Origin of the sequence: Mycobacterium cajalii (assembly GCF_045809005.2) — a bacterium.
Classification (GTDB): Bacteria; Actinomycetota; Actinomycetes; order Mycobacteriales; family Mycobacteriaceae; genus Mycobacterium.
The window spans coordinates 1,505,579-1,529,543 of the sequence record NZ_CM141436.1 but is presented as its reverse complement, the minus strand read 5'-3'; the positions used below and the strand labels follow the sequence as shown (position 1 = coordinate 1,529,543).

19 protein-coding genes are annotated in these 23,965 nt (G+C 70.3%); 6 read left to right on the top strand and 13 right to left on the bottom strand.

Features of this window, described 5'->3' with window-relative positions:
• Nucleotides 1-53 precede the first annotated feature (53 nt).
• Complete coding sequence (locus tag ACJ512_RS07235) at nucleotides 54-755, top strand: PAS and ANTAR domain-containing protein (RefSeq protein ID WP_407689053.1); 702 nt, start codon at nucleotides 54-56, stop codon at nucleotides 753-755.
• A gap of 118 nt (nucleotides 756-873) precedes the next feature.
• Entirely contained in the window at nucleotides 874-2,271 is a 1,398-nt protein-coding gene (locus ACJ512_RS07230) for an IS1380 family transposase (RefSeq protein WP_407689789.1), read from the top strand.
• A gap of 163 nt (nucleotides 2,272-2,434) precedes the next feature.
• Here the strand turns inward: ACJ512_RS07230 and ACJ512_RS07225 are convergent, their stop codons facing one another.
• Complete coding sequence (locus ACJ512_RS07225) at nucleotides 2,435-3,817, bottom strand: WS/DGAT/MGAT family O-acyltransferase (protein WP_407689690.1); 1,383 nt, start codon at nucleotides 3,815-3,817, stop codon at nucleotides 2,435-2,437.
• Between the two features lie 160 nt (nucleotides 3,818-3,977).
• Between ACJ512_RS07225 and ppsA the strand changes: the two genes are divergently transcribed.
• Together ppsA and ACJ512_RS07215 are read left to right on the top strand one after the other, a co-directional pair.
• Nucleotides 3,978-6,374: a phosphoenolpyruvate synthase gene (gene ppsA, locus ACJ512_RS07220; RefSeq protein ID WP_407689691.1), complete on the top strand. Its 2,397-nt coding sequence runs from the start codon at nucleotides 3,978-3,980 to the stop codon at nucleotides 6,372-6,374.
• Nucleotides 6,375-6,447: 73 nt separating this feature from the next.
• A complete protein-coding gene (locus tag ACJ512_RS07215; protein ID WP_461480015.1) occupies nucleotides 6,448-7,830 on the top strand; it encodes an HNH endonuclease signature motif containing protein in 1,383 nt (460 codons plus the stop codon).
• A 3-nt stretch (nucleotides 7,831-7,833) separates the two neighbouring features.
• On the opposite strand, the gene ACJ512_RS07210 is transcribed toward ACJ512_RS07215, so the two are convergent.
• Genes ACJ512_RS07210 through ACJ512_RS07185 form a run of 6 tightly spaced genes read right to left on the bottom strand, consistent with a single transcriptional unit; the run spans nucleotide 7,834 to nucleotide 14,374 of the window.
• The gene (locus tag ACJ512_RS07210; protein ID WP_407686876.1) at nucleotides 7,834-8,967 is read right to left on the bottom strand and encodes a 6-phosphofructokinase; all 1,134 of its coding nucleotides are present in this window, start codon (nucleotides 8,965-8,967) and stop codon (nucleotides 7,834-7,836) included.
• Entirely contained in the window at nucleotides 8,964-9,860 is an 897-nt protein-coding gene (locus ACJ512_RS07205) for a 3-oxoacyl-[acyl-carrier-protein] synthase III C-terminal domain-containing protein (protein WP_407686875.1), read from the bottom strand. The genes ACJ512_RS07210 and ACJ512_RS07205 overlap by 4 nt, the downstream gene beginning before the upstream one ends.
• Nucleotides 9,844-10,941 (bottom strand): 3-oxoacyl-ACP synthase III family protein, encoded by a 1,098-nt coding sequence (locus ACJ512_RS07200; RefSeq protein ID WP_407686874.1) that lies wholly within the window; start codon nucleotides 10,939-10,941, stop codon nucleotides 9,844-9,846. Before ACJ512_RS07200 ends, ACJ512_RS07205 begins: the two co-directional genes overlap by 17 nt.
• Nucleotides 10,938-11,957, bottom strand: a complete 1,020-nt coding sequence (locus ACJ512_RS07195) for an Acg family FMN-binding oxidoreductase (protein ID WP_407686873.1) — start codon at nucleotides 11,955-11,957, stop codon at nucleotides 10,938-10,940. Before ACJ512_RS07195 ends, ACJ512_RS07200 begins: the two co-directional genes overlap by 4 nt.
• Nucleotides 11,958-11,961: 4 nt before the next feature.
• The gene (locus tag ACJ512_RS07190) at nucleotides 11,962-13,452 is read right to left on the bottom strand and encodes a bifunctional aminoglycoside phosphotransferase/ATP-binding protein (protein ID WP_407686872.1); all 1,491 of its coding nucleotides are present in this window, start codon (nucleotides 13,450-13,452) and stop codon (nucleotides 11,962-11,964) included.
• Nucleotides 13,453-13,486: 34 nt separating this feature from the next.
• A complete protein-coding gene (locus ACJ512_RS07185) occupies nucleotides 13,487-14,374 on the bottom strand; it encodes a universal stress protein (protein ID WP_407686871.1) in 888 nt (295 codons plus the stop codon).
• A 209-nt stretch (nucleotides 14,375-14,583) separates the two neighbouring features.
• Between ACJ512_RS07185 and otsB the strand changes: the two genes are divergently transcribed.
• Nucleotides 14,584-18,237 (top strand): trehalose-phosphatase, encoded by a 3,654-nt coding sequence (gene otsB, locus ACJ512_RS07180; protein ID WP_407686880.1) that lies wholly within the window; start codon nucleotides 14,584-14,586, stop codon nucleotides 18,235-18,237.
• Nucleotides 18,238-18,373: 136 nt separating this feature from the next.
• The gene (locus ACJ512_RS07175; RefSeq protein WP_407686870.1) at nucleotides 18,374-19,192 is read left to right on the top strand and encodes a universal stress protein; all 819 of its coding nucleotides are present in this window, start codon (nucleotides 18,374-18,376) and stop codon (nucleotides 19,190-19,192) included.
• A 10-nt stretch (nucleotides 19,193-19,202) separates the two neighbouring features.
• Here ACJ512_RS07175 and ACJ512_RS07170 read toward each other — a convergent pair whose 3' ends face one another.
• The 6 genes from ACJ512_RS07170 to dosR form a co-directional block, all read right to left on the bottom strand.
• Nucleotides 19,203-19,616: a type II toxin-antitoxin system VapC family toxin gene (locus ACJ512_RS07170; RefSeq protein WP_407686869.1), complete on the bottom strand. Its 414-nt coding sequence runs from the start codon at nucleotides 19,614-19,616 to the stop codon at nucleotides 19,203-19,205.
• On the bottom strand, nucleotides 19,609-19,863 hold the full coding sequence (locus ACJ512_RS07165; protein WP_407686868.1) for a type II toxin-antitoxin system Phd/YefM family antitoxin: 255 nt from the start codon (nucleotides 19,861-19,863) through the stop codon (nucleotides 19,609-19,611). The genes ACJ512_RS07170 and ACJ512_RS07165 overlap by 8 nt, the downstream gene beginning before the upstream one ends.
• Before the next feature lie 48 nt (nucleotides 19,864-19,911).
• Nucleotides 19,912-20,784 (bottom strand): universal stress protein, encoded by an 873-nt coding sequence (locus ACJ512_RS07160; RefSeq protein WP_407686867.1) that lies wholly within the window; start codon nucleotides 20,782-20,784, stop codon nucleotides 19,912-19,914.
• Nucleotides 20,785-20,800: 16 nt separating this feature from the next.
• Entirely contained in the window at nucleotides 20,801-21,319 is a 519-nt protein-coding gene (locus tag ACJ512_RS07155) for a GNAT family N-acetyltransferase (RefSeq protein WP_407686866.1), read from the bottom strand.
• An 89-nt stretch (nucleotides 21,320-21,408) separates the two neighbouring features.
• A complete protein-coding gene (locus ACJ512_RS07150; protein WP_407686879.1) occupies nucleotides 21,409-23,055 on the bottom strand; it encodes a sensor histidine kinase in 1,647 nt (548 codons plus the stop codon).
• 187 nt (nucleotides 23,056-23,242) lie between these two features.
• On the bottom strand, nucleotides 23,243-23,914 hold the full coding sequence (gene dosR, locus ACJ512_RS07145; protein ID WP_407686865.1) for a hypoxia response regulator transcription factor DosR/DevR: 672 nt from the start codon (nucleotides 23,912-23,914) through the stop codon (nucleotides 23,243-23,245).
• Between the last annotated feature and the right edge of the window lie 51 nt (nucleotides 23,915-23,965).

Here is a 23,965-nt window from a genome sequence, read left to right as displayed (position 1 = left end):
CCCTGGTCGCCGCCCTCCCGTCCGCGAAACCCACCGGGGAGGCAGGTTGACCGATGGGATGGAATCTCAACGGCGACACCGAGGACGTCGAGCAAGCCCGGGCCGGCGGCACGCCGCAACGGGTGGGCTGGTTCCGGTTCCACTTCGCCGACCAGCGGTGGGAATGGTCGGACCAGCTGCAGCGGATGCTCGGCTACGAGCCCGGCAGCGTCACCCCGACGACCGACCTGGTGCTCGCGCACAAGCACCCCGACGACCGCGGCCAGGTCGCGGCGAGCCTCGACCGGATGATCCACACGCGTCAGGCATTCAGCACCCGCCACCGGATCATCGACACCCGTGGCCGGGTGCGCTCCGTCGTCGTCGTCGGGGACCAGCTCTGCGACGACGACGGCGAGGTGATCGGGACGCACGGCTTCTACGTCGACCTCACCTCCTCGGCCGACGAGGAGGAGGACGCCGTCAGCGCGAAGCTGGCCCGCATCAGCCAGAACCGCGCCGCCATCGAGCAGGCCAAAGGCATGCTGATGCTGGTCTACGGCATCGCCGGCGACGCCGCGTTCGACCTGCTCAAATGGTTGTCGCAGGAAACCAACGTCAAGCTGCGGGCGCTGGCCGAGCAGATCGCCGAGGACTTCCGCACATCGGGCGTGGCCCCCAACTCCCGGTCGGAGTTCGACCACCTGCTGCTGACGGCGCACCAACGGGCCCGCCGCGCCGAGCAGGGCCGGGCGGCGGGGCGCGAAACGGCTTAGCCTGGATTTTGCGCGCGAGTTGGCGTGACACGCTGCTGATTTAGCGAAAGTGCCTGTCCTGCAAGGGATAATAAGACTGCTGAAGGTCCATCATTCCGAGCGGGAGGGCACTTTCTAGGTGAAGGGTAGCGCAGCGGTTTCTCGGTTCAAAGTGTCGGCGGACGGCCATGGCGTGGTGTCGCACGCCGGGGTGGGCATGTTGCGTGAGATCGCTGATTCGACCGGGCTGTCCTCGCAGGTCACAGCCGCGTTGGCCGACACCTACCAAGGGCCGTGGATTCATGCGCCCGGGGATGTGTTCGCCGATCTGGCCGCCGCGGTGGCCGACGGTGCTGATTGTGTCGATGGGGTTGGCCAGTTGTGGGGGGATCGTGAGCACGTGTTCGGTCAGGTCGCCTCGACAACCACGCTGTGGCGGTTGGTCGATGAGCGCATCGACGCCGTTCACCTACCGCGGATCCGGGCCGCCCGTGCCCATGCCCGCCAACAGGCCTGGGCCGCCGGTGCTGCCCCCGACCGTGATGGTTGGCTGCATCTGGATGTCGATGCGACCATCACCGTCGATCATTCCGATCACAAAGAAAACGCCGCGGCGACCTGGAAAAAGACGTTCGGGTTTCACCCGCTGCTGGTGTTTTTGGACCGCCCCGACATCGCCGCCGGGGAGGCGCTGGCCGGGCTGTTACGCAAGGGCAACGCCGGAAGCAATACCACCGCCGATCACATCAGCGTGCTTGAGCAGGCGTTGGCGTCGCTGCCGGCGCAATACCGCCCCGACCCGGACAATCCGGATGCCCCCAAGGTGCTGATCCGCTCGGACTCGGCCGGCGCCACCTACGGGTTTGCGGCCGTCTGCCGCAAATCAGGGGTGGGGTTTTCCCTGGGAGCAGCAATCGACGCGCCGATCCGCGACGCGGTCGAGGTGCTCCACAGCGCCGATGGCTGGTATCCAGCGATCGATTCCGGCGGCGGCATCCGAGAGGGCGCCTGGGTCGCCGAAGCCACCGAGCTGGTGGACTTGTCCAAATGGCCGAGCGGTACCCGGTTGATCCTGCGTAAGGAACGCCCGCATCCGGGTGCGCAGCTGCGGTTCACCGACTCCGAGGGACACCGCATTACCGGTTTTCTCACCGACACCCCCGACGGTGTGGTGCTCGGTCAGCTCGCCGGGCTGGAACTGCGGCATCGCCAACACGCCCGCGTCGAAGACCGGATCCGTCAAGCCAAAGCCACCGGCCTGCGCAACTTGCCGTTCAACGCCTTCGACGCCAATTCCGCCTGGCTCGAAATCATCATGGCAGCAACCGATCTGATCGCCTGGGCCAAACTCATCGGCTTCACCGACCACCCCGAGTTAGCGCGCTGCGAAATAGCGACATTCCGCTACCGCGTCCTGCATGTGGCCGCCCGCATCACCTGCAGCGCCCGACAAACCCGGCTGCGTATCGACGCCAGCTGGCGCTGGGCACACGCTATCGCCGCGGCCTGGACCCAAATCCGCGCCGCCTTTGGCTAACCGCTTCCCCCTGGCCCAACCACATGAAAGACCATCCCGGCCCTGGAAAGCCCGCCACCGAGCGACACCGGGCGAACGGTCACACCCACACGCCACAATCAACATCACCAGCCCGCCCCAGCTGGGTCAGCCCGCCCCGGTCAAGCCGCGCGAAAAATCGAGGTTAGCCCGCCGGCGCCGGGGCGCGCTTGCGGCCCCGCGCGCGGCTCGCCGCCACCAGTTGGGCCACCCCGTCCTCGATTCCCGCGGCGAGCACCTCGATGTCGTATGCGGCGTCGTAGTCGGCGGTGATGCCGAAGACGAACGCGTCGGCGTAGCTGACCATCGCGACGCCGGTGCGCACCTGCAGGGCGATCGGCGGGACGGGCAGGATCTCGAGCACCCGCCGGCCCAGCAGCCGCTGCCGACTGCGCGGGCCGGGGACGTTGGTCGCCAGGCCGACGACGGCGCGTTGCGGCAACCGCGCCAGCAGGCGGATCGCCCACGCCGAGAGGGCGAACGGCGCGTTGCCGGCCATCGCCACCGCCGCGCTGCCGCCGTCGCTCTGACCGCTGGCCTTGGCCCGGCCGAGGCGTTCGTGCACCAACCGCAGCTGGCGCATCGGGTCCGGCTCGTCGACCGGCAACAACGGCAGCATCGCCGAGACCCGGTTGTCGGTGGCCGCGAAGTGGTCGGCCGTGCGGACCGACACCGGAACCAGGGTGCGCAACGAATCGTGGCCGGGGCGTTCGCCCCGCTCCAGCAGGATGCTGCGATAGCTGTTCGTGATCGCCGCCAGCGCGACGTCGTTGAGCGTCACGCCGAATGCCTGGGACACCTTCTGCAGGTCGGCCAGCCGGACCCGGGCCGCGCTGTAGCGCCGCATCGTCGTGAGCGGCCCGTTCAGCGACGACGGCCGGGCCGGGCGCAGCAGTCCGGCCGTCAACTCGGCCGCACCGACGGCGGCGTGCTCGGCCGCCAGGGCGCCCCGCCCGATCTCGCGCACCCAGCTCAGCGGGTTCAAATTCATCCGCGCCAGGTTCACGCCCGGGGGCGCTTGCCCCTTGGAGCCGAGGATGTCGGTGGCGAAGGTGCCAGCGTCGTCGTCGCTGAACCTCGCCATCATCTGCGTGGTCGCGATGCCGTCGGCGATGCAGTGGTGCAGTTTGGTCAGCACCGCCCACCGGTCGTCGCTGAGCCCCTCGATGATCCAGCAATCCCACAGCGGGCGCTCGCGGTCGAGCCGGCGCTCCATCAGGGCGGCGATCATCTCGAAGAGCTCGGCGTCGCCGCCGGGGTGCGGCAGCGCGGCGCGGTGCAGGTGGCGCGACAGGTCGAAGTGCGGGTCGTCCACCCACTCCGGTGGCCGCAGATCGAGCGGGTGGGTCCGCAACACCTGCCTGCAGCGCGGGATCGTCGCCGCCCGCCGCGTGAAGGCCGCGACGAACTCGTCGTAGCGCGGAGCGGGCCCCTCGACGACCGACACCCCGCCCACCGCCAGGCTCACGTGCGGATCGGCGTCCTCGACCTCCAGGAAGGCGGCGTCCAAGGCGGTCAGATGCTCCATCCCGCCACTGTCCACCGCCACACCGCCCCCCGATCAGGGCCGGAAGTCCTCAGCTTCGGTGCCAAACGCAAGCTGTACCGCCGCCCGCGCGGCCATATCGTCATCAGGTGACGCCCAAGCGGTTTCGCGGCGACTGGGCAACGACGCGAAGGAACAGATCATGACCGGGTTCACCTACATACGCTTCTTCGAGGAGTTCGGCATCGCCGACGTGCCGCTCGTGGGCGGCAAGAACGCCTCGCTCGGCGAGATGTTCCAGAAGCTCTCGCAACAGGGCGTCCGGGTGCCGCACGGGTTCGCCATCACCGCCGAGGCCTACAAGCACATGCTGGACCGCGCCGACGCCTGGGACGCGCTGCACGCCGAGCTCGACGATCTCGACCCCGCGGACGTCACCGCGCTGGCGCGCAAGGGCAAACGCGCCCGCGAGATCGTCTACGGCGCCGGCCTCCCCGCCGACCTGGCCGACGAGATCCTGGACGCCTACCGCACGCTGCAGGACGAGTACGGCGACGACGTCAGCCTCGCCGTGCGCAGCTCGGCCACCGCCGAGGACCTGCCGACGGCGAGTTTCGCCGGCCAGCAGGAGACCTTCCTCAACATCACGGGCCCCGAAAGCCTGCTGGACGCGTGCCGCCGCTGTTTCGCCAGCCTGTTCACCGACCGGGCCATCCACTACCGCATCGACCAGGGCTTCGACCACTTCAAGGTCTATCTGTCGATCGGCGTGATGAAGATGGTGCGCTCCGACCTCGCCGCCTCGGGGGTGATGTTCACCCTCGACACCGAGTCCGGTTTCACCGACGTCGTGTTCGTGACCGGCGCCTACGGCCTGGGTGAGAACGTCGTCCAGGGCGCGGTCGACCCCGACGAGTTCTACGTCCACAAGCCGACCTACCAGGCCGGGCACCGCGCCGTGCTGCGCCGCCTGATCGGGGACAAGGCGGTGAAGATGATCTTCGTCGAGGGCGGGACCAAGCACACGACCCGCAACATCCCCACCCCGAAGGCCGACCGCGCCCGGTTCTGCATCACCGACGACGACGTCCTCGAGCTGGCCGGTTACGCGTGCGCGATCGAGCAGCACTACGGGCGCCCGATGGACATCGAGTGGGCCAAAGACGGTCTCGACGGCAAGCTCTACATCGTGCAGGCGCGTCCCGAAACGGCGGCCTCCCAGCGCAGTTCCACCACGGTGGAGACCTATGTGCTCGAGGGTAAGGGCGAGATACTCACCGAGGGCCGCTCGGTCGGCGAGAAGGTCGCCTCCGGCGTGGCGAAACCGATGGATAACCCCGGGCGCATGTCGGACTTCCGGCCCGGCGATGTACTGGTCGCCGACATCACCACACCGGACTGGGAGCCGGTCATGAAGATCGCCGCCGCGATCGTCACCAACCGCGGCGGGCGGACCTGCCACGCGGCGATCATCGCGCGCGAGCTCGGCATCCCGGCCGTGGTCGGCGCCGGCGACGCCACCACGAGCGTGCCCGACGGCGAGGTCGTGACGGTGTCGTGCGTCGAGGGCGACACCGGGCGGGTGTACCGCGGCGAGGTGGGCTTCCACGTGGAGCGCACCGAGGTGGCCGGCCTGCCGCGGCCGCGCACCCAGATCATGGTCAACCTGGGCAATCCCGACCTGGCCTTCAAGACGTCGTTCCTGCCGAACGACGGTGTGGGACTGGCGCGCATGGAGTTCATCGTCGGCGAGTACATCAAGGTGCACCCGCTGGCCCTGCTGCATCCCGACAAGGTCGACAACGCCGCGGCGCGCCGCACGATCGAGCGGCTCACCTACGGCTACGCCGACGGCGCGGAGTTCTTCGTGCAGCGCCTCTCCGAGGGCATCGGCACGATCGCGGCCGCGTTCTGGCCCAAGCCCGTGGTGGTGCGGATGTCGGACTTCAAGACCAACGAGTACGCCAGCCTGATCGGTGGCCGCGGCTTCGAACCGACCGAGGCCAACCCGATGATCGGCTTCCGCGGCGCCTCGCGCTATGCCCACCCGGCCTACGCCGAGGGCTTCGCGCTGGAATGCCGCGCCATGCAACGCGTCCGCGACGACATGGGCCTGACGAACGTCGTCATCATGCTGCCGTTCGTGCGCCGGGTCGCCGAGGCGGACCTGGTACTGGCCACGATGGCCGAACACGGCCTGCGGCGCGGCGACAACGGGCTGCAAGTGTATGCGATGTGCGAGATCCCCAACAACGTCATCCTGCTCGACGAGTTCGCCAAGCGCTTCGACGGCTTCTCCATCGGCTCCAACGATCTGACCCAGCTCACCCTCGGCGTCGACCGGGACAGCGAGATCGTGGCGTTCGACTACGACGAGCGCGACGACGGCGTCAAGGAGATGATCCGCCTGGCCGTGGAAGGCTGCCGCCGCAACGGGATTCACTCGGGGCTGTGCGGGCAGGCGCCGTCGGACTACCCGGACATGGCCGAGTTCCTGGTGCGCCTGGGCATCGACTCGATCAGCCTGAACCCCGATGTGGTGGTGAAGACGACGCGCCAGATCCTCGCGCTGGAGACCGAGTTCGCGCGGACGCAATAGGCTCGGCGCCGCCGGAGGCTTCTGTGGTCGCATTCCGGGGTTTCTTGTCGGTGGGTGCCGATAGTTTCGCGGTGTGAGTGTTGACCGGGAGGCGTTGGGTGCGGCGTTCGACGCGCTCGACGCCAGTGTGGACACGCTGCTGGGGTTCGACTGCGATGCGTTGACCACCCCGGAGCTGCTGGCCTGGCTGGGCCGGGTGGAAAAGGTGCGCCGGCGCCTGCCCGCCCTCGAGCATGCGGTGATCAACACCCTGGCCCACCAAGCCACCCCGGAGGAGTTGGGCGGCAAACTCTCCCACGCCCTCGCCGAGGCCACCCTGATCTCGCGCGCTGCAGCCAACCGCCGGGTGCGCGAAGCCGCCGATCTGGGCGAGCGCCACGGGCTGACGGGGGAACCCCTACCCCCGGTGCTGGCCCAGACCGCTTTGCGTCAGCGCCAGGGCACGCTCGGTTCCGAGCACGTCACCGTCATCCGCCGCTTCTGCCACCAGCTGCCCGGCTGGGTCGACCAACCCACCCGCGAACGCGCCGAAGCCGACCTGGCCGAACTGGGCAGCCACCGCCGACCCGAAGACCTGGCCACACTGGCCGACAAGCTCGACAACGCCCTCAACCCCGACGGCAACTACACCGACGACGACCGGGCACGCCGGCGCGGGCTGATCCTGGGCGCCCAGGGCCCCGACAAGATGTCGCACCTGAGCGGCTGGATCACCCCCGAACTGCGCGCCACCCTCGAAGCGGCGTGGGCCAAACTCGCCGCCCCCGGCATGTGCAACAACCTCGACGAGCAGCCCCGCGTGGACGGCATCCCCACCCAGGACGCCATCGATAAAGACACTCGCGGCCCCGCCCAACGCCAACACGACGGCCTGCTCGCCGCGCTGCGCGCGATGCTGGCCTCCGGGGAATTAGGCAAGCACAACGGGCTGCCCGCCTCGATCATCGTCACCACCACCCTGGCCGAACTCGAAGCCGCCGCCGGATGCGCCCTGACCGGCGGGGGCACCCTGCTGCCGATGAGCGACGTGATCCGCCTGGCCCGCCACGCCCGTCACTACCTGGCGATCTTCGACAAGGGCAAGGCCCTGGCCCTCTACCACACCAAGCGGTTGGCCTCATCCGCGCAGCGAATCGTGCTCTACGCCAAAGACCGCGGCTGCAGCGCACCGGGCTGCACCGTGGGCGGCTACTACAGCGAAGTCCACCACGTCACCCCCTACGCCCACACCCGCCGCACCGACATCGACGACCTCACCTTCGCCTGCGGCGGCCACCACCCCATCACCGAAAAAGGCTGGACCACCCGCAAAAACAGCAAAGGCGACACCGAATGGATCCCACCCAAACACCTCGAGCGCGGCCAACCCCGCACCAACACCTACTGGCACCCCGAAAAACTCCTGCGCCACGAAGACGACGAAGACGACGAGGATGAAGACACTGGCGCGGCGTGAGCGCTATTCGCCGATCGTGCTGTGCGTGGGCATCTCGTCGCCGAAGTTGATCCCCATGTCGCGGGCGGTCAGCAGCGAGTCGCAGTCGAGCGGGACCCTCTTCTGCCGGCGGGTGGCCTCGGCGATCGGCACGTAGTCGACCGTCGGGGGGTTGAGCGCCACCATCACGCCGCGCTGGCCTTCCTCGAGGGCACGCACGGCGGCCGCCCCGAAACGCAGGCCGAGCAGGCGGTCGAACGAGGTGGGCGATCCGCCCCGCAGCAGGTGGCCGAGCACGACCGTCCGCGCTTCCCGCCCGGTCATCCGCTGCAGTTCGGCAGCCACTTTGGTGCCGATGCCGCCGAGCCGTTCGGCCTGCCCCAGCGACTTGCCCAGGATCGACACCTCCCCGCCGAGCGGCCGGGCGCCCTCGGCGACGCAGACGATGGAGAACTTCGCGCCGTGCCGCTCGCGGTCGGCGATCAACGCCGCAACCGGTTCGAGACTGAACGGGATCTCGGGGATGAGGATCGCGTGCACCCCCGACGCCATGCCGGCGTTCAGCGCGATCCATCCCGCGTAGCGGCCCATCACCTCCACCACGATGATTCGGCCATGCGAGGTGGCGGTGGTGAACAGCCGGTCGATGCACTGCGACGCGAAGTCCACGGCGGAGTCGAAGCCGAATGTCGTCGTCGTCTTGTCCAGGTCGTTGTCGATGGTCTTGGGCACGCCGACCAGGCGCAGCCCGGCCTCGTGCAGGTGGTGGCCGATCGCCATCGTGCCGTCGCCGCCGACGGTGATCAACGCGTCGATCCGGTGCTCCTTGAAGCGCCCGAGCAACTCCGGCGTGCGGTCCACCTCGACCCAGGCGCCGCCCTGTTGCACCGGATAGGCGGTCGGGTTCCCGCGATTGGTGGTGCCGATGATCGTGCCGCCCTGGTGGATGATGCCGCGGACCCGGTCACGGGACAGCTCGATCAGCCCGCCGTCGGGGTAGTCGTCCGGGGCCAGCAGGCCATTGAAGCCGTCGCGGATCCCGACGACCTCCCAGCCGCGGTTGCGGGCGGCCAGGGTGGCCGCGTGGATCACTGCGTTGAGCCCCGGCGCGTCACCGCCGCCGGTGCTCACGGCGATCCGCCCGATGCGGGTCCTCACGCGGTGCCCGGCGGCTGACGGTAGAGCGCGGCGCCGGCGGTGACCCCGGCGCCCGCGGCGACGAACAGGACCCGCGTGCCCGCCGCGAGCCGCCCGGCCTGCCCCTCGAACGCGGCGGCCAACGCGGCGGTGTGCATGCGCTCGTCGTCGGCGACGGCGATGCGCTCCACCGGAAACCCGAGCCGCTCGCCCAGCGCGGCGCGAAACCCGGGCCGCGGCGGGGCGGCGACGATCAGGTCGACGTCCGCCGGCTCCACCGATTCGGCATCCAGGCAGCGGCGCGCCGCCCGGGCCGCGACGGTGGCGAACTCCTCGTCCATCCCGGCCGACTGACCGAACCGGAGCACGTTGCGGGCGTCGGCGAAACCCACCGTCGCGGAGAAGGTTCCGTCATCCTCCGCCGAATTCACCCACGACACGCGGCCCAGGCCGTAGTCGTCGTCGGACCACCCGCACAACACCGCCGCCCCGGCCGCCGAGAACGGGAAGTGCTCGCTGAGGCCGTGACCCGGGTCGGCGTCGCTGGCCACGACGATCGCGTGGCGGATGCTGCGCGCCCGCAGGAACCCGTCGACGATCTGCAGCGCGGTGAGCACTCCGCAGGCCCCGTTGGCGATGTCGAAGGAGAACGTGCCGTGCCCGCCGGCGTGTGGCTCCTCGGGGTTGGCCCCGATGTCGTCCTGGATCAGCGCCGCCAGCGCCGGTTCGCCCAGGTTGCGGTCGCGGTAGATCCCCGCGTTGACCACCAGGTCCAGCTCGGCCGGGTCGCAGCCCGCCCCCTTCAGGCAGTCCTTCGCCGCGGCGACGGCCAGGTGCAGGGCGCTGCGCCGGTGCCGCCACCCGCCCACACCCTGGGGACGGGCGATGTCGATGCGGTCAATCGTGGTGCCCATAGCGGCTCACCACCTCCTCGTCCAGGGTCAGCAGGACCACCCCGATCTCCAGTCCGGAGGCCAGCGCGATCAACGCGATCGTCTCGCCGGGCGCGATGTGCCCGGCCTCCAGCTCCTCGACCAGGGCCACGGTGTGCGTCGTCGACGCCGTGTTGCCGTAGCGGTCGACGGTGATCACCGCGTCGTGGCGGGGCGCGTCGCCGAAGGACTCCGACATCCGCGCCATCCCCTTGCGGATGGCCCGGGCCGAGGTCTGATGGGTGATCACGTGGTCGATGTCGTGGATCGAGATCCCCGCCGTGTCAAGGACTTCCTGCAGCAGCACCGGGGTGTTGTCCATGGCCGCCCGATGGATCGCGCGGGCGTCGGTGAACATCCGCGCCCCCGGGTCGTGACCGCGCGGGTAGGCCAGACAGAGCCTGCTGTAGTCGGCGACCGTGGTGAACCCGGCGAGGCTGATGCCGGCCGAGCCGGCGGGCGCCCGCTCCAGCACCAGCGCGGCACCGGCGTCACCGAGGGTCAGCGAGGCGAGTTCCTTGCTCATGATGTTGCGGATGTGCCGGGCCGCGTTGTGGCCGAGCTGGGAGATGTACTCGCCGCTGACGACGAGGGCGCGCTCGACGATGCCCTGCCGGATCCAGTTGTTGACGATGGTGACCCCGGTGAGCATCCCGGCGCAGGCGTTGGACACGTCGAACGTCATCGCGTGGTGCGCCCCGATCCCGCGGGCCACCGCGCTGCTCGTCGAGGGCTCCAGCCATTGGGTCAGGCCCCCGCGGAACTTGGTGATGCTGCAGTTGACCACCACGTCGAGCGAGGCCGGGTCCATCCCCGCGGTGGCGAGCGCGTTGCGCGCCGCCGCGGTGGCCAGGGTGTAGGAATCCTCGTCGCCGACCGAGACGCGGCGTTCACGGATCCCGGTCAGCCGCTCCAGGTCGATGTGGGTGTGGTGGCGGGTGGTCGCCATCAATTCTTCGGTGGTGAGGTGGGTTTCGGGCAGATGCCGACCGGCCCCCGCCAGCCGGGCGACGAACCGGGACCCTTCGCCGGGGGCCTCCATGACCAGCCAGTGCCGAGTCATCGGCGCTCCTCTCTCGCGGTCCCGAACGTGAGGACCTCGGTGACCGGACGCCGCTCGGTGCGTTCGGGGCGCCGGCCGTCCGACGGTGAGCGCCCGACGCGGACCAGCAGCTGCGGTTGTCCCGCGGTCCCGACGATCTTCGCCATCACGGTGCGGCTCGCCGGCACCTCGGTCAGGTGGGTCAACGTGCAGGTGGCCAGGCCGACCACGGTGCACTCGAGCAACACCGCCGAGAGCGCCTCGCCGCAGCGCAACACCTCGGAGCGGTCGTCGCCGTGGGGGGTGGACAGCACCACGATCTTCGAGCGGTCGTGGTCGACCGCGGCGCGGCGCCCGGACCCGCTCGCCGGCGGAAAGGAGCGGGCGACGTCGACGCGGTCGGCGTCGGAAGCGGACACCAGCGCGCTTTCGGGAACATGCGTGGCATCCGATTCGAACGGCGATGTCCACCAGCGTAATTCGGACACATAGGTGGTGTCGTAACGGCGCAGCGTCTCCTCGAGCGCGGACTCCTCGGCCAGCCGGGGGCGCTGCTCGTCGGCCACCACGTCCAGCAGCACGTCGTAGGGTGCCACCGCGCGGCGCAGCGCGGCATGCACGGCCGGCCAGCCGGGCGGCGGGTCGAACGGCAGCCGGTCGGTTCGGCGCCGCAGGATCGCGTCCGCCCGCAACCGGTCCGCCCGGGTGACCGTGTCCATCGGGCGAAACCGCACCGCGGCGAGATGGTCGGGCTCGCCCGGCTCGGGGAGCCGTTCGGTGTCGGCGGCCCAGCCGGCGGCGGCCATGGCCACCCGCAGGTGATCGAGTACCGCGCCACAGCTCAATATCAGCTCCCGGCCGGTGCGGTCGGTCGCCGGCATCGACTGCCGGGGATCGGCCCACAGGTGCAGGGTCGCGTCCTCGAAGACCCACCGCCAGGGCTGGCTGTTGTGCAGCGACGGTGCGCGACACGCGAGCGCCACCGCGTCGCGGATCGCCTCGGGCGTAGGTTCTTTCGCCGGCCCTTTCACCCCCATGCCATCACCCCGGGCGCCGTCGGGGCGTTGCCTGCTGCCAGATGCCGCGGGCCTGCTCCAGCACCTGCTCGACGGGGCGGGACGTGTCGATGCGGTGCGCGTCGTCCCAGCCGGCATCGTGCGCGGCCAGTGCCGCGGCGATCTCCGGGGTCACCTCCGAGTTGCCCGGCCGCCGGGTCGTGATCCGGTCGGCCGCCAGGCCGGTCGTCGACGAGCACATGAGTTCGACGATCGCCGAATGCGTTTCGTCGGCGAGGCGGTACGCGTGCGCACGCATCCGCGGGTCGCGCCAGGTGCCGTCCAGGATCACCGACCGGCCGTTGTCCAGCGACTCCCGGGCCCGCCGCAGGACCACGTTGTAGACCGTCGCGACGTTATCCGGGCTGTAAAGCCCGGTGTCCAGGACGCCGGAATCGCCGGCGATGACGTCGGCCTCGCGCAGTTGGCGCCGGACGTCGTCGGTCGAGATCACCTGGGCGCCGAACGCTTCGGAAAGCCCTTGCGCCAGAGTGGACTTGCCGGTGCCCGGGTTGCCGCCGACGAGCGCCAGGCGAACGGTGCCGCTCCGCAGGTGCCGGCCCGCGACGTCCAGGTGGCGGGCGGCGTCGTCGGCGGCCCCCGGTTTGCCCTGGGTGAACCGCAGGCATTCGACCTTCGCGCGGACGACGGCGCGGTAGGCGACGTAGAAGTCCCGCAGCGCCGCCGGCGCGGTGTCGGCCGCGTGCGCGGCGTAACGGTCCAGGAAGTAGTCCCCGAGGTCGCCCCGGCCGAGGAACTCCAGATCCATTGCGAGGAAGGCGGCGTCGTCGATGCGGTCGACGTAGCGCAGTTCGTCGTCGAACTCGAGGCAGTCCAGCAGCGCCGGCCGCCCGCCCGCGTAGAAGATGTCGTCGGCGAGCAGGTCGCCGTGCCCGTCGACGATGCGTCCCGCCGCCACCCGGCCGGCGAACAGGGGCCCCCGCCCCGCCACGAATTCCTCGGCGAGGTGCCGCAGCCGCGCCACCTCCCCGGCCGCGACACCGGGAACCGGCACCCCCGCGTAGCGGTCGAGTTCCGTCAGGTTCTCGGCCCAGCGCCGGCCGATCGCCCCGGCATCGCCCTGGGCGTCGATCAGCGGGCCGCGCTCGGCAAGGGCGTGGAAGCCGGCCAAGGTCGCGGCGACGGCGTCCAGCACGCCGCGGACGGCCTCGTCCGGGCCGCGGGCCACCAGTGACGCCAGCCGGTCCTCGTCGCGGTAGCGGCGCATGACGACGACCGGTTCCGCCGGCCCGCCGGCGGGGTCGCTGAGGTGGGCGACGCCGAGATAACTCTGCGGCGACAGGCGGCTGTTCAACTCGACTTCCCGGGCGCAGGCGCGCTCGCGCCGCTCCGGCGTCCGGAAGTCGAGAAAGTCGGTCAGCACCGGCTTCTTGGCCTTGAAGGCGCGGTCACCGGCCAGCACGACCACACCCGTGTGGGTCTCCCGCACCTCGACGTGGGGCACCGCGGTCGTCATCGCCGGAGCGGCAGTGGTCGCCGTAACCATGGCCTCAGCGCGGCCGCGCCACGATCACGGGCATGCGGACCGAGTGCAGGACGGCGTTGCTGACCGACCCCAGCAGCATGCCGGTCAGCCCGCTCCGGCCGTGGCTGCCCACGACGACCAGCTGGGCGCCCTCCGCTTTCTCGATCAACTGCTCTGCCGGACGGTCACATTCGACGAGCCGATGCACCGTGACATCGGGGTAGCGCTCCTGCCAGCCCGCCAGCCGTTCGGCGAGGCTGAGCTCGGCCTCCTCCTTGACCGCCGCCCAGTCCACCCCCGGCAGTTCGTACACCTGGACGTCGCTCCACGCGTGCAGCGCCTGCAGGTCCACGCCGCGCCGGGACGCCTCGTCGAAGGCGATCGTCACGGCGAGCTCCGAGGCCGGCGAACCGTCGACGCCCACCAGCACCGGGGCCTGCCAGGGATGGGGCATCAGCGGGTCCTCGTCGCGGACCACCGCGACCGGGCAGTGCGCGCTGCGCACCACGTTCGAGCTGACCGAGCCCAGCAGCATCCGCGCCACCGTGCCGCGCCCGTGGCTGCCCACGACGAGCAGCTCCGCGTCTTCGGACATGTCCACCAGCGTCGGCACCGGCGGCGAACACCTGAGCTCGCCGGACACGGCGACACTGCGGTCGGCGGGCACGGCTTCCCCGGCGATCTTGACCGCCTGCTCGAGGACCCGGCGGGCCTCCCCCTCCTCCCAGGCCGACACACCCGACGACAGCGGGAACTGCGGGTACATCGGCACGGCGGCGTTCACCATGTGCACCACGGTCAGCGGGACGTGCCGCAGCGCCGCCTCACGCACCGCCCAGCAGACGGCGGCGTTGGACGCGGGCGATCCGTCGACGCCGGCGAGGATCCCGTATCGGTTGGCGGGTCCGGACATATCGCACTCCCCTCGGTCAGTGAAAACGCTATGGCGGGAACGGCCGTCGGGCATGAGGCTTTAGTCCTCAACCGCGTGGACAAGGGGCCCCGATCGGCTCGCACGGGTTCGATCGGCGTCCCCGCTGTGGCATCGTCACACGGGTGACCGAATGGCCCGCCACCATCGACCGGCGCTACCACGACGCGGTGATCTTCGACCTCGACTGCATGGTCACCGAGGATGGAGCCGGCGCGGTGGAGGTCTGCGATTCCACCGTGCCGCTGCTGCGCCGGCTGCGCGAAGTCGGCGCCGCCACCGCCGTGTGCTCGACCACCCGCGAGTGCGCACCGGCGCTGCGCGCCGCCGGCATCGCCGAACTCGTCGACGTTCTGATCGACGACGACCTCGGCGGGAAGGACCGGCGGGCGATACTGACCGAAATGGCCGGCCGCCTGGGCGTCCGGCCCCTCCGCTGCGTGGTGATCGGGCGCGACGCCGACGGGGTGCGGGCCGGCCGGGACGGCGGCTTCGGCCTGGTCCTCGGCCTGCAGCGCAACGGCCACGCCGACGAACTGTTGGAAGCCGGCGCCGACACCGTCGTCGCCGACCTCGCCGAGATCTCGGTGCGGCGCGGCGGCAAGGACATGCTCGCCATCGCCGACGCGCTGCAGGTCTACAACCAGCTCAAGGAACTGGTCGCGACCCGCCGGCCCGCGGTGTTCCTCGACTTCGACGGCACGCTGTCCGAGATCGTCGCCCGGCCGGACGCGGCGACACCGGTCGACGGCGCCGCCGACGCGTTGCGTGCGCTGACCGCACAGTGCCCCGTCGCGGTGATCAGCGGCCGGGACCTGGCGGACGTCCGCGGCCGCGTCGGCGTCGACGGGTTGTGGTACGCGGGCAGCCACGGCTTCGAGCTGTCCGCACCGGACGGCACCCACCACGAGAACCCCGACGCCGCCGGCGTCGTCGACGCGCTGGCGGGCGCGGCCAAGCGGCTGGTGGAGACGCTCGGTGACGTATCCGGGATCATGGTCGAGCACAAGCATTTTGCCGTGGCGGTCCACTACCGCAATGCCGAACCCGCGGACATCGACCGGGTCATCGCGGCGGTTCGCCGACTCGGCCGGTCCGAAGGTTTTCGGGTCACGTCCGGCCGCAAGGTCATCGAGCTACGCCCGGACATCGACTGGAATAAGGGCGCGACGCTGGAATGGCTCCTGCAACGCATCGACGGACACGGCGACGGAATCGACGGCGCCGTCGGCCCAGACGCTGTGTTGCCGATCTACATCGGCGACGACATCACCGACGAGGACGCCTTCGACGCGGTGCAATTCGACGGCGTGGGAATCGTGGTGCGCCACGAAGAGGACGGCGATCGCCCGTCGGCGGCGCTGTTCAGCCTCGAAAACCCTTCGGCCGTCTGCGAATTCCTGCGGCGGCTGGCAGCGGATCTGCGGCAGAACGCCGCCACCGAGGCCGACGATCCGTGGCAGCTCGTCTACGAGGGCTACGACCCCGGCAGCGAGCGACTGCGCGAGGCGCTGTGCACCGTCGGCAACGGCTACGTCGCCACCCGCGGTTGCGCTCCGGAGGCGGCCGCGTCCGAATCGCACTATCCGGGCACCTACGCCGCCGGCGTGTACAACCAGCTGGGCGACGTGGTCGCCGGCCGTGCGATCGAGAACGAAAGCCTGGTCAACCTGCCCAACTGGCTGGCGCTGACCTTCCGCATCAACGGCAGCAAGTGGTTTCACATCGACGCCGTCCAGGTGCTCTCCTACCGGCAGACTTTCGACCTGCGGCACGCGACGCTGACGCGCACGCTGCGATTCCGGGACGACGCGGGACAGATATCCACGCTGACCCAGCAGCGGTTCGCCTCCATGCACGAACCCCACCTGCTCGCCATGCGGACCACACTCGGCGCCGAGAACTGGTCGGGCACAGTGGAATTCCGGTCACTGCTGGACGGAGCCGTCGGCAACACCATGGTCGAGCGCTACCGGTCGTTGTCGAGCACCCACCTGAGCGGGGCGGCGATCGACGAGATCGGCTCCGGCTCGGTGGTACTGCGCACCGAAACCTCGCAATCGCGGATCGCGATCGCGGTGGCCGCGCGCAGCACCGTCTGGGGCGAGGACGGCCTCGCCGACGCGCAGTACACGGCCGTGCGCGAAGGAAACCGCGGTGGTCACGACGTCCGGGTCGCGCTGTCGGCGGGGCAGTCGCTGACGTGCGAGAAGGTCGTGACCGTCTTCACCGGTCGGGATCCCGCCATCTCCGAGCCGGCCGCCAGCGCCCGCCAGTACCTCGAGGCGGCCGGTCGATACGCCGAGCTGCACGAACAGCACGCCCGGGCGTGGGCCCGGCTGTGGGAGCAATGCAACATCGGACTGACCGACAACGTCGTGGCGGTGCGGGTGCTGCGGCTGCATCTGGTGCACCTGCTGCAGACCCTGTCCCCGCACACCGCCGAACTCGACGCCGGAGTGCCGGCCCGCGGGCTGCACGGGGAGGCCTACCGGGGGCACGTCTTCTGGGACTCGCTGTTCGTCTCCCCGGTGCTGAGCGTGCGCCTGCCCAACGTCGCCCGGTCCCTGCTGCAGTACCGCTACCGACGCCTTCCCGAAGCCCGCCGCGCGGCGCGGCGGGCCGGCTATCGCGGCGCGATGATTCCGTGGCAGTCGGGCAGCGACGGGCGTGAGGTGAGCCAGGAGGTGCACCTCAATCCGCAGTCGGGCCGGTGGATTCCCGACGCCAGTGCGCGCGCCCATCACGTCGGTTTGGCCATCGCCTACAACGTGTGGCAGCACTACCAGGTGACCGGTGACCGGCAGTATCTCGTCGACTACGGGGCCGAGATGCTGGTCGAGATCGCGCGGTTCTGGGTCGGTCTGGCGAAATTCGACGACAGCCGCGGCCGCTACACCATCCGGGGGGTCATCGGCCCCGACGAATTCCATTCCGGTTATCCGGGCAAGGAATTCGACGGGATAGACAACAATGCCTACACCAACGTGATGGCGGTCTGGGTGATCCTGCGGGCGATGGACGCGCTGAACCTGCTGACGCTGCGCGACCGGCTCGACCTCGTCGCAAAGGTCGGTCTGAGAGCCAAGGAACTCGAGCGCTGGCAACACGTGACCCGGCGCATGTTCGTTCCCTTCCACGACACGGACGACGGCATTGTGATCAGTCAGTTCGAGGGCTATCCGGAACTGGCTGAGCTGGATTGGGACGACTACCGGCAGCGGTACGGAAACATCCAGCGACTCGACCGCATCCTGGAGGCCGAGGGCGACAGCGTCAACAACTACCAGGCGTCCAAGCAGGCCGACGCGCTGATGCTGTTCTACCTGCTGTCGTCCGACGAGCTGCTGGGCCTGTTCGGCCGGCTCGGCTACCGCTTCGCGCCCGAGCAGATTCCCAAGACGGTGGACTACTACCTGGCGCGCACCTCGGACGGGTCGACGTTGAGCGCCATCGTGCACGCGTGGGTCCTGGCCCGCGCCAAACGGCACCGGGCCATGAGGTACTTCGTAAAGGTACTGAGTTCCGATGTCCTCGACATCCAGGGCGGCACGACCTCGGAGGGAATACACCTGGCCGCGATGGCCGGCAGCATCGACCTGCTGCAACGGTGCTTCACCGGACTGGAAACCCGCGACGACCGGCTGATACTCAACCCGCACTGGCCGGAGCGGTTGGGTCCGATCGAGTTCCCGTTCCTGTATCGCGGCCAGCGTCTGCACCTGCGGATCAGCGGACGCGCGGGCGCGCTGACCTCCGAGGCCAAGAACGCCGGACCGGTCCTGGTCGAATGTCGCGGCCGCGTGCAGCACCTGCTGCCCGGACACCGGCTCGAAGTCGAGTGAGGCCGAGCCCGGCGCCGGTGACCATCGCCGGCCTATTGGGGGCCCAACGGCCCTGCTGGACGGGGAGTCCGGCGCATAGTGTCAGGCATCGGCGGCCCGGGGAATCGCCCCGGCGCCACCAGATCGGGAGGACGCGATGAACCAGCCGGCACAGCGGATCGTGGTCGGTATCGACGGCTCGGACGCGGCGATCAACGCGGCCAGGTGGGCGGTCACCGAGGCCGTCGGGCGCAACATCCCGCTGCGGCTCGTGCACGCCGTTCCCGACCGGCGGGCCGACGGCGACACCGCCGACGACGGCCTGGAGGTCGAATACGCCGAAACGTCGCTGCGCGCCGCCGACGCGGCGTTGCAGGCGCTGGGCGAGCCGGTGAAGGTCGAATGTGACATCGTGCACGGATCGCCCGAAAGCGCCCTGCTCGACGAGTCGCGGGGCGCGGCGATGGTGTGTGTGGGGTCGGTGGGCATCGGGCGCATCGCCAGCAAGGTCCTCGGCTCGACCGCCGACGTCGTGGCTCGCGGGGCGCAGTGCCCGGTGGCGATCATCCGGTGCGACCGCGACGCCACCGAACCGGGCCCCGCGCCGGACCCCGGGTATGTCGCCGTCGTCGTCGACGACTCCCCCGGCAACGACGCGGTGCTCGAACACGGGTTCCGCGAGGCGCGGCTGCGCGGGGCGCCGGTGCTGGCGATGGGCGTGTGGCGCTGGGGTCTCGGTGAGGTCCCCTACCGCCAGCTCGAACACCGGCTCGGCCCCTGGGTCTCCCGGCACCCCGAGGTGCACGTCATGCCGGCCGCCGCGCGGCGGGGGGCCGCCGAGTTCCTCGCCCGCACCCAGGAACCCGTCCAGCTCGCCGTCGTGGGCGCCGCCGACGCCGACAAGGTCGCCCGGCTCGTCGGGCCGACGGGGCGCGCGCACGGCCACACCGTGTGTTCGGTGCTGGTGGTGCGCTGAGGCGGGGCAATCAGACGCCGACGATGGTCAGGAGATGTCCGAGCCCCCGGAAGTCAGCGACGTTGCGCGTGTAGAGCGGGAGGTCGATCGCCACGGCGGTGGCGGCGATCAGCAGATCGACGGCTCGGGGCCCACGAGCCTTGCGCCCCGTCGCGGCGACCGCGGCGTAGACACGTCCGTAGGCCCTCGCCGCGTCGCTGTCGAATGGCAGTGGATCGAAGGTGGCTTCGGCCCGCTGTAAGCGATCCTGGCGTCGCGCTCGCTCATTCGCATCGGCCGTTGCGTGCGGACCAGCGGCCAGTTCGGCCAGGGTAAGGGCGCTGATGGCGAGTTCGGCGGGGAGCTGCCCGGCATCGAGGTGATCCAGCCCGATCACGACCGAGGTGTCGATCAGCCCCTGCGACGGACGGGAAGCCTCAGCCACGAGGCGCGACCTCCTGGCTGACGACCCGATCGAGATCTGCGCGGAAACGGTCGAACTCCATCCGCGGAGCGCTCCTGAACGCAACGACCGCCGCCTCGGCGCTGACGAATCGAGCCCGACGCACCGGCGAAAGCTCACCGACCGGGATTCCATTCCTGGTGACCACGAACGACTCGCCCTGGTCGAGCTGGCGCATGACCTCGCCGCTGTTGTTGCGCAGTTCGCGCTGCGTGATCCGTTTGGCCACAACCGCAGCGTAGCACGAGTGCTACAGCGTCCTCGCCGACGCGGCTCGTCAGCGAACGACGACCACCGGGACCCGCGCCGACTGTGCCACCGCCGAGCTGACCGAACCCAGCAGCATGCCGGGGAAGCCCCCGCGCCCACGGCTGCCGAGCACGACGAGTTGGGCGCGTTCGGATTCCTGCAGCAGCCAATGGGCGGGCTTGTCGCAGAACAACTTTCGCTCGACGTCCACGTCGGGATACCGTTCCCGCCAGCCGGCCAGGCGTTCGGCGAGGATCTCCTGGCCTTCGGCTTCCCGCTCGTGCCAGTCCATTCCGAGGATCGGGAACACCGCGACGTCGCTCCAGACGTGCAGCGCCACCAGCCCGACGCCGCGGCGGGAGGCCTCGTCGAAGGCCAGCGCCGTCGCCTCCTCCGATGCGGGCGACCCGTCGATCCCGAGCAACACGGGCGCCCCGGGATCGGGGGCGGTATCGGAATGGATGACCGCGACCGGACAGTGCGCGTAATGGAGCAGACCCGCGGTCACCGAACCCAGCAGCAGTCGTCCCAGCGCACCCATCCCCTGGCTGCCGGCCACGACCATCCGCGCCCCCTCGGAGGCCTCGACCAGGGCCGGAATCACGCCGGAATACACCAGCTGCGTGCGGATCTCGGGCGGCTCGGCGCCGCCCGGGCCGGCGGTCACCGCGGCGCGGGCCCGCTCGAGGACGCGCTGCGCCTCTTCCTGCTGCCATTCGGGGATGTCCGCGTACAGCTGGCCGACCGGCCAGCCGACGACCACGGGCTGCACGGCGTGGAACAGGGTGACGGGCAGCCCGCGCAGGGCGGCCTCGCGTACCCCCCAGGCCACGGCGGCATCGGACGCCGCCGACCCGTCGACGCACACCAGCACGCCGAATTCCGTTGACTTGTCCGCCATGTCGAACTCCTCGCTGTCAATCCCGGGGCAACTCGATCTCCAGATGGCGGACCGATCCGTAACCGCTCGGCTCGCAACGCCATCCGAGGTCGAAGAAAACCGTGAGCATGAGATGGTTCTCGCCGAGCACGTCGGCGGCGAAGCGCTCGACGCCGCGGGACCGCGCGATCGGGGCCAGATGCTTGAGCAGGGCCGTTCCCACGCCCACGGAATGATCCTCGTGGGCGACCACGACCGCGATCTCGGCCACCGCCGGGTCGTCGACGACGGTGTAGTGCGCGACCCCGATCAGCCGGCCGGCGTCGAACGCGCCCACCGCGTAGATTCCCCCGACGGGCTCGGTCAGCCTGCCGGCGAGTTCGCGCAGCGGCGCCGGCTGCAGGGTGAAGAAGCGGAAATACCGGTCCCGGTCGGAGAGGTGCTCGTGCAGCGCCAGCACGGCCGCGGCGTCGTCGTGGCCCAGGCGGCGCAACGCCACGACCCGCCCGTCGAGCAACCGGGCGGTCGCCGCCGATTCCACCGCGTGCTCGCTCACGGTTCCTGACGCTATTACGGCGCGGCGCGGTGAGACAGGGGCCGTTGGACCCCATGCCGACGCCATTGGTCAGCGCTCGGCCTCGGTCGCTAGCTGGTCAGCGGGGCGACCCAGTGGACCCGGGCGCCGCCCTCGGGCGGATTGGTGACCTCGCAGGCGCCGCCGAGTTGCTCGGCGCGCCGTTTCATGTTGGACAGGCCGCTGCTGCGCGGGTTGTCGGCCGGGATGCCGCAGCCGTTGTCGACGACGTCGAGGACGAACATGTCGCCGACGCCGACCTCCACGGTCAGGCGCGACGCCCCGGAGTGGCGCAGGGAATTGCTGATGGCCTCCGCGGTGACCGCTTCGGCGTGGTCGGCGAGTTCGCCGTCCACCGCGGTCATCGGCCCGTGCATGCGCACCGTGGTGACGACGTCCCGGTTCTCGGTCAGGTCGGCGATCACCCGCTGGATGCGGTGCCGGAAGTCGCCGTTCTTCCCCGCCGGGGATTTGAGCTGGAAGATCGTCGTCCGGATCTCCTCGATGATGGTCTGCAGGTCGTCGAGCGTGCGGTTGAGCCGCTCGGCCACCTCGGGGGAACGCGCGCGGGCCAGCGTGCCCTGCAGGTCCATCCCGGCCGCGAACAGCCGCTGGATGACGTGGTCGTGCAGGTCGTGGGCGATGCGCTCGCGCTCGGCCAGGATGGTCAGCCGGCGCGCGTCGTCGCGGGCCGACGCCAGCACCAGCGCTATCGCGGCGTGGGTGGCGAAGTCGCTGACCAGGTCCAGGTAGCTCTCGTCGAAGGGTGGCTGGTCGGCGCCGCGGGCGATCGCGATCACGCCGACCACCTCGTCGCGGGCGCGCAGCGGCATCAGGATCGCCGGGCGCTGCCCGACGTCGCTGAACCCCTGGATCGGGTAGCGCAGCGACTCGGTGATCAGCGGCGCGCCGGTCCGGAAGACGCCGCCGGAGGTCGAGGTGTCCACCGGGACCTGCTGGCCGATCACGTCGGCGGCGTGGATTCCCACGGCCGTGGAGACCACCAGCATGTCCACTTCGTCGTCGGGGACGTCAGCGTCGGCCGGGACGAGCACGATCGCCTGCTCGGCGCCGGTCAGGACGCGCGCGCTTTCGGCGATCAGCTGCAGCGGGCGCCGGTGCGGCTCGGTGCTGGACAGCAGCGCGGTGGTGATCTCGCGGCTGGCCTTCATCCACTTGACCGCCGTGCGCTCGCGTTCGAACACCTGCGCATTGTCGATGGCGACCGCGGCCCCGAACGCGAGCGCACGCGCGGCGACCTCGTCGGATTCGGAGAACAACCGCGCCGGGTCGTCGTGGGTGAGATAGAGGTTGCCGAACAGGTTCCCCCGGATCGTGATGGGCACGGCAAGGAAGGCCCGCATGGGCGGGTGGTGCTCGGGGAACCCGACGGCGGCCGGGTGCGTGGTCAGGTCGTCCATCCGCAGGGCGGGCGCGTCCATCAGCGACAGGCTGAGCAGGCCCTTTCCGACCGGCAGGTGGCCGATGCGCGCGGCCGTCTCCGCGTCGATCCCCTCGTTGACGAACGAGACCAGGTTGCCGTCGGGATCCCGGATGGCCAGGGCGCCGTAGGGAGCCGACGTCAGTTCCCGGGCCGCGGCGATGATGCGGCGCAGCGTGGCGTCCAGGTCCAGGCCGGCACCGATCTCGACGATGACCCGCAGCAGTTGCTCCATCTGGTCGCGCGCCACCAGCAGTTCGTCGAGCTGCTGGTGCATCCTGCTGACCAGCCCGCGCTGACCGAGCCCGGCAAATGCCGAGCTGCGTTCTTCGTCAGCCACCGACCCGATACCTCCAGACAAGCACAGTCATCCGGAAGCGCGCATCGGGAACAAGCGACGAAACGCAGTCCGGTACGGAAGTGCCTTTTGTCAGCTTAGCCGCATTGCGCCAGGGGACCCCCGGTCAATCGGTCGCTGTCTCCGTCGGTACGTGCGGCTCGCCCGAACGCCGATCCAGTTTCGAGGCGAACACCGCCGCCTGGGTGCGTCGCTCCATGCCCAGTTTCGCCAGCAACCGCGACACGTAGTTCTTCACCGTCTTCTCGGCGAGGAACATCCGGGCGGCGATCTGCCTGTTGGTCAGCCCCTCGCTGAGCAGGCCGAGCAGCGTCCGCTCCTGCTCGGTCAACCCGGACAGCGGGTCTTCGCGCTCCGACGCGCCGCGCAGCTTGGCCATCAGCGCGGCCGCCGCCCGATTGTCCAGCAGGGACTTCCCGGCGCCCACCTCCTTGATGGCGTGAGCGAGCTCCATACCCTTGATGTCCTTGACGACGTAACCGCTGGCGCCGGCCAGGATCGCCTCGAGCATCGCTTCGTCGGAGGTGAACGACGTCAGCATCAGGCAGCGCAGGTCCGGGTGATCCGACACCAGGTCGCGGCACAGCTCGATGCCGTTGCCGTCGGGCAGGCGCACGTCGAGCACGGCGACGTCGGGCTGCAGCGCCGGTATCCGGGCCTTGGCCTCCGAGACCGATCCGGCTTCGCCGACGATCTCCAGCTCGGGATCCGCGGCGAGCAGGTCGGCAAGACCGCGGCGGACCACTTCGTGATCGTCGACCAGGAAAACCTTAACCATGGCGAGTCCTTCCTGCCGGCCGTGCGAGCGCGTCACCCACCGACTACCGAC

What these genes read in the sequence shown, in the direction of transcription:
- ACJ512_RS07160 (WP_407686867.1), bottom strand. Translation starts at nt 20,784, where the DNA reads ATGGCGGACAAGTCAACGGAATTCGGCGTGCTGGTGTGCGTCGACGGG.
- ACJ512_RS07235 (WP_407689053.1), top strand. Translation starts at nt 54, where the DNA reads ATGGGATGGAATCTCAACGGCGACACCGAGGACGTCGAGCAAGCCCGG.
- ACJ512_RS07175 (WP_407686870.1), top strand. Translation starts at nt 18,374, where the DNA reads ATGAACCAGCCGGCACAGCGGATCGTGGTCGGTATCGACGGCTCGGAC.
- ACJ512_RS07225 (WP_407689690.1), bottom strand. Translation starts at nt 3,817, where the DNA reads ATGGAGCATCTGACCGCCTTGGACGCCGCCTTCCTGGAGGTCGAGGAC.
- dosR (WP_407686865.1), bottom strand. Translation starts at nt 23,914, where the DNA reads ATGGTTAAGGTTTTCCTGGTCGACGATCACGAAGTGGTCCGCCGCGGT.
- ACJ512_RS07190 (WP_407686872.1), bottom strand. Translation starts at nt 13,452, where the DNA reads ATGACGACCGCGGTGCCCCACGTCGAGGTGCGGGAGACCCACACGGGT.
- ACJ512_RS07200 (WP_407686874.1), bottom strand. Translation starts at nt 10,941, where the DNA reads ATGACTCGGCACTGGCTGGTCATGGAGGCCCCCGGCGAAGGGTCCCGG.
- ACJ512_RS07205 (WP_407686875.1), bottom strand. Translation starts at nt 9,860, where the DNA reads ATGGGCACCACGATTGACCGCATCGACATCGCCCGTCCCCAGGGTGTG.
- ACJ512_RS07185 (WP_407686871.1), bottom strand. Translation starts at nt 14,374, where the DNA reads ATGTCCGGACCCGCCAACCGATACGGGATCCTCGCCGGCGTCGACGGA.
- ACJ512_RS07195 (WP_407686873.1), bottom strand. Translation starts at nt 11,957, where the DNA reads ATGGGGGTGAAAGGGCCGGCGAAAGAACCTACGCCCGAGGCGATCCGC.
- otsB (WP_407686880.1), top strand. Translation starts at nt 14,584, where the DNA reads ATGGTCACCGAGGATGGAGCCGGCGCGGTGGAGGTCTGCGATTCCACC.
- ACJ512_RS07150 (WP_407686879.1), bottom strand. Translation starts at nt 23,055, where the DNA reads ATGCACCAGCAGCTCGACGAACTGCTGGTGGCGCGCGACCAGATGGAG.
- ppsA (WP_407689691.1), top strand. Translation starts at nt 3,978, where the DNA reads ATGACCGGGTTCACCTACATACGCTTCTTCGAGGAGTTCGGCATCGCC.